Consider the following 697-nt stretch of genomic DNA (forward strand, 5'->3'; position numbering starts at 1 on the left):
CACTACGCGTGGCTGCGGGCGAACGCGCCGGTGTACCGCGGCCGGGTGGCCTACCTGACCGACCGGGACGTGTGGTTGGTCTCGCGGTACGCGGACTGCAAGGCGCTGCTCGCCGATCCCCGCTTCCCCCGTGCGCCGGAGGACGGCGGCTCGGCGATGGTCGCCGACCTGCCCGAGCACCTTCGGCTGCTCACCGCCGCGTCGATGGTCATGAAGGACGGCGAGGAGCACCGCCGGCTGCGCAAGCTGGTGGTGAAGCCCTTCAGCGTGCGGGCGATCGAGCGGCTCGGGGACCGCGTGCGCGAGCTGGCCTCCGGGCTGCTCGACGACCTGCAGCCGCAGGGGCAGGTCGAGCTGAAGGACCGGTTCGCGCTGCCGATCCCGCTGACCGTCATCAGCGAGATGGTCGGCGTGGGCACCGACGACCGCGAACGCTTCCACCGCGGTACCCGGGCCCTGATCGGTGGCGTCGCCGAGATGGGCCAGCAGGTGTGGGCCGACGAGGTCACCGCGCTGATCGGCTTCGTGCGCGAGCTGATCGAGCGGCACCGCGGTCGCCCCGCCGACGACATCCTGACCGGGTTGATCGAGGCCGAGGAGGACGGTGACCGGCTCAGCGACGACGAGCTGGTGTCGATGGTGTTCACCCTGATCACCGCCGGCTACGAGACCACCTACCACCTGATCAGCAACGCGG

Annotated in this window: 1 pseudogene; it reads left to right on the forward strand. The window is 71.2% G+C overall.

The window, feature by feature from the left end:
• A pseudogene (locus OF117_RS22090) lies at positions 1-697 on the forward strand (cytochrome P450); the annotation flags it as partial.

Origin of the sequence: Geodermatophilus sp. YIM 151500 (assembly GCF_025716945.1) — a bacterium.
Lineage (GTDB): Bacteria > Actinomycetota > Actinomycetes > Mycobacteriales > Geodermatophilaceae > YIM-151500.